Origin of the sequence: Flavobacterium panacis (assembly GCF_024649945.1) — a bacterium.
GTDB lineage: Bacteria > Bacteroidota > Bacteroidia > Flavobacteriales > Flavobacteriaceae > Flavobacterium > Flavobacterium panacis.
Window position 1 is genome coordinate 1 of the sequence record NZ_JANKMS010000024.1, and the last position, 6,866, is coordinate 6,866.

Annotated in this window: 2 protein-coding genes; both read right to left on the bottom strand. The window is 36.5% G+C overall.

The genetic code is table 11. The annotated features are described in order from the left end of the window. Nucleotides 1–4,652 (bottom strand): non-ribosomal peptide synthetase (locus tag NQQ59_RS25130; RefSeq protein WP_257698469.1); only part of this gene is annotated, 4,652 nt, incomplete at its 3' end. Further along, nucleotides 4,652–6,866 (bottom strand): non-ribosomal peptide synthetase (locus NQQ59_RS25135; protein WP_257698470.1); only part of this gene is annotated, 2,215 nt, incomplete at its 5' end. The genes NQQ59_RS25135 and NQQ59_RS25130, both read right to left, overlap by 1 nt.

A 6,866-nucleotide genomic window follows, 5' to 3' on the forward strand; every position in this document is an offset into this window, starting at 1 on the left:
ACGATATCCGACAACAACCCCTGATAATGCAACAGCATACGATCAATCGTGGCCTTGTCAAATAAATCGGTACAATAATTTACTTCTAATGAAATATCATTATTGTTCCCCAATATGCCAAATGTTAAATCAAATTTGGAAGTAACCGTATCAAACTCATATTCCGAAATGACTATATCGGTTATGCCTTTATCTTTTTCTACAAGATTATCTCCTTTATTCTGCATGACAAACATCACCTGAAACAATGGCGTCATACTCATATCGCGGCTCGTAATAACCCGATCAACAACCTTTTCAAATGGTGTCAGCTGATGGTCATAACCTTCCAGGGTAGTCTGTTTTACTCTTGACAACAAATCTTTGAAACTCGGGTCACCGCTCAAATCACTGCGAAGTGCCAAAGTATTGACAAAAAAACCAATCATTCCCTCCAACTCCGATTGTGTTCGATTCGCAATAGGTGTACCTACACAAATATCATCCTGACCGCTGTAGCGCGACAGCAATACCTTAAAGACGGATAACATCAGCATAAAAAGAGTAACTCCTTCTTTTTGACATATAGCGTTTAACGAATCCACCAGCTCTTTTCCCAACTCTAAAGAAACATTCGCCCCTTCATTGCTTTGCACCGAAGGACGGACATAGTCCGTTGGTAATGACAAGGTGCCTACTCCTTTTAACTTTTCTTCCCAATAGGATAATTGATTCTCCAAAACCTCACCTTCCAAATACTTGCGCTGCCAGATCGCATAATCTGCGTATTGCAGACTAAGCTCCGGCAAATCAGGGGTTTTATTTGATTGCAGGGCACTGTACAATTCCATAAACTCATTGGTCAGGATTCCACCCGACCAGCCGTCACTGGCAATATGATGGAAAACACAAGCCAGAACATCCTTCCCATTCCCTAATGTATACAAACATGCTCGAAGCTTATAGTCTTTTGATAAATCAAAAGGTCTGTTTACATAATCTACTATATTATTTTCCAATAACAACTTTTCCGATACAATTGTCTTATCCAAGGACCAGCCCTCAGCGCTGATAATCTCCTGATAACCGATACCTTCTTCTGATAAAAGCATACTACGCAGGACCTCATGACGAAAAACAATCTCCTTTAAGGTTTGTTCCAGTATCGATACGTCCAAAGCTCCTTCTAAACGAAGAACAATTGGAATATGGTATTCGGTACTGCCCTGAAGTTGGTCCAAAAACCATAATCGCTCCTGACTAAAAGATAAAGGAATACGCTCTGGATTATTCTCTGCAACAATACTTGGCAATCCCCCGCCCTCTGACTGAACTAATATATGAGCTCCTAACTCTGAGATTGTGGCATATTCAAATACTTCCCGAAGGGAAACTTCTATCCTCAAATCCTTACGAATCATAGAAACCAAACGCGTAGCCAGTAAACTATGCCCCCCCAATTCGAAGAAATTATCATAAACCCCTACTCGTTCTACTCCTAAGAGATTCTGCCAGATTACAGCTAACTGCGTTTCGATCTTATTACGCGGAGCTGCATATTCTCTACTCGATAAGTCTGAATTATCAGGTTCTGGTAGTAATCTTTTGTTTAACTTTCCATTAGTTGTTAAAGGGAAGCTCTCCAATTGAATCCAGATCATAGGAACCATGAATTCTGGTAAGCTCAATTTTAAATATTCTTGTATTTGATTTTTATTTAACTCCTTATCTACAACAACATAACCAACCAGACGCTTGTTTTTACTTGCATCTTCCTTAGCCAGAACACAACATTGTGTTATTCCAGGTAGAGACGATAATACATTCTCTATTTCTCCCAGTTCTATTCGAAACCCACGAATTTTAACCTGATCATCTTTTCTACCAATATATTCAATATTTCCGTCAGGCAACCAACGTGCCAAATCGCCTGTCTTATAAATTCGTTCTCCTTGTCTAAACGGATTAGCTATAAACTTCTCTTGAGTTAGTTCTTCTTTATTTAAATAGCCTCGGGCTACCTGAACACCTCCAATACATAATTCTCCAGCAACTCCTATAGGCAATAAATTTAAACTATTGTTAAGAATATAAATTTGGGTATTGGCTATCGGCTTTCCTATCGATATAGTTTCATCTTCGTCACTTCTAATTTTGTAGTCTATAATATCTGTTGTTACAACATGCGTTTCTGTTGGACCATAATGGTTATGCAACATAACACCTTGTTGTTTTAGATATTTTTTTACATTTTCAGACAATTTTAATTGTTCTCCTGCTACAATAAGATCTTTTACTGAATCTATTTTTTCAAAAACACCCTCGGCACCAAGAAATATAAAAAAAGCTGTCGGAAGAAACATTGTTTCGATATTGTTGCTTTTAATAAAATTTACTAAACCAGATAAATCTTTCTTAGTTTCTGATGGAACTATATATAATTCTCCTCCTTGTGTAATTGCAAAAAATATTTCCTGAAATGACATATCAAAACTTATACTTGACAATTGTGTGACCCTTTGATTAGAAATACCTAGTTCATTATTATTACATATCAGGTTGAATAATGCATAATGAGACATCATTACACCTTTTGGCTTTCCTGTACTTCCCGAGGTATATAAAACATATGCCAAATCATCCGGAGCTATTACTTTATTCAAATTCTTTGTTGAATAGTCAGAAATAAGGTTCCAATCAGTATCCAATAATAAAATCGATAAATTTTCATAACTTTCCAATAAGTGACTACTCACATTACAGCTCAACACTGTCTTAATACTACCATCATTAAGCATATACCCCACACGATCACTTGGATATTCAGGATCAATAGGAACATAAGCTCCCCCCGATTTTAAGATCCCCAAAATACCAATAACCATTTCCAGATTACGATCTAAACAAATTCCGACTAAACTATCTGTAATTATTCCTTGCTCAAACAAATAATGACTTAATTGATTCGAGCGTTGATCTAATTCTTTGTAAGTTAATACCTGATCTTCAAAAACTACAGCAATTGCATCAGGAATACTTTTCACTTGTTCTGAAAATAAATCTAATACTGTTTTGTCTTTAGGGTATTCTGTCAAGGTATCATTAAAAATGTCTAATAATTGTATCTCTTCTTCTTTACTCAGTAGTGATAAATTACCTATTGGTTGGGTGATATCGCTTATTATACTTTGAAGCAACATTTCGTAATGTGATAACATACGATCAATCGTAGTCTTATCGAACAAAACTGTACTATATTCTAAATTCAATGTAATAACTTCTTCAAATTCAGAAATCACCATATTTAAATCAAACTTAGAACTAACCGTATCAAACTCATATTCAGACAATCTAAATCCTTCTAAAGATAAATCTTTAGACTCTTTAGGAGTATTCTGTAGAACAAATAATACCTGAAACAATGGCGTCATACTCATATCACGGGTATTAACTACACGCTCCACAACCTTTTCAAAAGGTGCCAGCTGATGGTCATACCCTTCTAGAGTAGTTTGTTTTATTTGTAACAATAAATCTTTAAAACTAGGATCTCCACTTAAATCACTGCGAAGTGCTAAAGTATTTACAAAAAAACCAATCATTCCTTCTAACTCGGATTGTGTTCTATTGGCTATTGGTGTTCCTACACAAATATCATCCTGGCCACTGTAACGAGATAACAAAACCTTAAAAGCTGACAACAATAACATAAATAATGTGACACCTTGTTCTTGACATATAGAACTTAGTGAAGTACTTATTTTTTTATCCAACTCTAAGGAGATAATAGCTCCTGCATTGCTATGTGAAGAAGGTCGTGCATGATCCATCGGTAAAGACAAAGTACTTACACCCTTTAATTTTCCTTCCCAATACGATAGCTCATTCTCTAAAACCTCGTCTTTTAAATATTGTCGCTGCCAAATAGCATAATCTGCGTATTGTAAACTAAGCTCTGGTAAAACTGCCTCACGCCCAGACTCAAGAGCACTATACAATTCAACAAACTCATTTACCAAAATCCCTTGCGACCAACCATCGCTGGCTATATGATGGAAAACACATGCCAGAACATACTTCTTCTCTCCTATTGTATATAAACATGCCCTTAATTTATAATCAATTGACAGATTAAAGGGAGCATTTAGATATTTATTCAAATCACTCTCCAACAATGATTCATTCAATAAAGTATCTTGTTGCAAAAACCAATCCTCAGCACTAATAACTTCTTGATAACCAACACCATCTTCTGACAAAAGTAAACTACGTAAAACCTCATGGCGCAAAACAATGGTCTTTAATGATTCTTCTAAAGCTGATATATTTAAGGCTCCTTCTAAACGTAACACAATAGGCATATTATATTCTGCACTACCGTCTAACTGATCTAAGAACCATAAACGTTCCTGACTATAGGAAAGAGGAATCTGTTTAACAAGGTTTCTGTCAAATGGTTTTACAGTATCCTTTCCTAATCCTTTATTGTGATTTCTATTTACTTCAAATTTTTGAAGATGTTTAATGATAAGATCCTTATTATTTTTTATATCTGATAACAATCCATCATTAATATTTTCATTTTCTGATTTTAAAACTAAATTATTGCCTTCTAACTCTAACCTCACTCTCTCATCTTGAGCTCTCTTTAAAAGATTTAATATTTTGTCCATTATATTGTTATTATTTTTTTATAAGTAATGTCTTGGCTTTCTTTTTCCTTTAGTTCTTTATGTCTTAAATAGGTACTTAGTTCTTCTATACTCGTGAATTCAAATACATCTTTAATTATAATTTCAATCTCAAATTCCTTACGGATCATCGAAACTAAACGTGTAGCCAGTAAACTATGACCACCCAGTTCAAAGAAATTATCATAGATTCCGACTTGTTCTAATCCTAACAGATTCTGCCAAATTTCAGCTAACTTCTCTTCTGTCTCATTACGTGGTGGCACATACTCTTTACCCGACAAATCTGAACAAGCCGGATCTGGTAATGACTTCTTATCCAGCTTTCCATTACCAGTCAATGGTATTGCATCCAATGCAACCCATAATTGGGGAACCATATACTCCGGAAGGCTTAGTTTTAATTCCTTTTGCAATACTTCTTTATCGAAATCACCTTCAGGTACAACATAACCGACCAGACGTTTGCTGCCGGATGCATCTTCTTTGGCCAGTACACAACACTGTGTTACTCCAGGTAAGCATGACAATGCATTCTCAATCTCGCCCAACTCTATTCGATAGCCGCGGATTTTAACCTGATCATCTTTCCTGCCTATATATTCTACATTACCATCAGGTAACCAACGTGCTAAATCACCTGTCTTGTATATTCTTTCTTCCTCTTTGAATGGATTCATTATAAACTTCTCATTCGTTAAGTCTTCTTTATTCAAATACCCTCTTGCTACCTGAACTCCTCCTATACACAATTCTCCGGCAACTCCAATAGGTAATAAATTTAAACTATTATTAAGAATATAAATTTGAGTATTAGTTATAGGCTTTCCTATTAAAACCTGAGATAAAGAACCTTCCAATGGTACTTCCCATGAACTGACATCAATTGCTGCCTCTGTAGGTCCATATAAATTATCTAATCGAACATTGCGGAATTTCTCCTTAAACAAATTGACATGATCCATGTGCAGAGCCTCACCGCTGCATAAAACCCGCTGCAATGAAGGACAGTCTCCCAATTCTATCAAACCAAGGAAGACACCCAACATTGATGGGACAAAATGGATCGTGGTGATATTCTGATCTTCAATAAGCTCTTTCAAGTAAAGAGCGTCTTTGTGCCCTTCCGGTTTGGCAAAAACCAGCTTGGCACCACAGGTAATAGACCATAATAATTCCCACACGGAAACATCAAAACTAAAGGAAGTTTTTTGAACAATGCTGTCATCTGCCGTTAATCGATACTCTGATTGTGTCCATAGCAATCGATTAACAACACCTCCATGCTCATTCATTACCCCTTTAGGAGTTCCAGTACTTCCTGAGGTATAAATAACGTAAGCTAGATTAGATGCTGTCAATACATTACTTATTTTTGTTGCAGGATATCCTGAAACAAGATCCCAATCTTTATCCATGCACAGAACTGAAAAATCTGGATTTTTACTCATAACATTGTGGCTTGTTTCACTGCTCAAAACCAGACCGATACCCGCATCTTTAATCATATAATCGATACGTTCTATTGGGTAATCCGGATCGATTGGAACATATGCCCCCCCTGATTTCAAGATTCCAAGAATACCAATCAGCATTTCCTGACTTCGCTCCAGACAAATACCTACAAGGGTATCGGCCTGTACGCCCTGTTCCCTCAAATAATGTCCCAATTGGTTGGACCTCTCATTCAATTGTCTGTAGCTTAATTCTTCCCCCTCATAAACTACTGCTACTGCATCAGGGGTCTTTCCTGCCTGCTCTTCAAATAAATCAACTATTGTTTTATCCTTAGGATAGGCAACAGACGTGTTGTTAAAAACATTTAACAACTGCTGTTCTTCCGCTACGGTCAACATCGAAAGTGTCGCTACTGGCTGAGCTACATCAAACACAATACTTTCCAACAATTCTTGGTAATGCAACAGCATACGCTCAATAGTAGCTTTATCAAACAAAGAAGTACAATAATTCATGTTGAGTGCAATACCGTTATTGCCTTCCGATACATTCAGCGTTAAATCAAACTGTGCCGTAGTACTAGAATATTCATGTCCGGATATTGTAAGCCCCTTTAGTTCTTTTTCCTCATTACCTGAACTTATCTGTTTGTTTTGTAATTCGAACATCACCTGGAACAAGGGAGTCATACTCATATCACGGCTACTGACCACCTTCTCCACAACCTTCTCGAAAGGA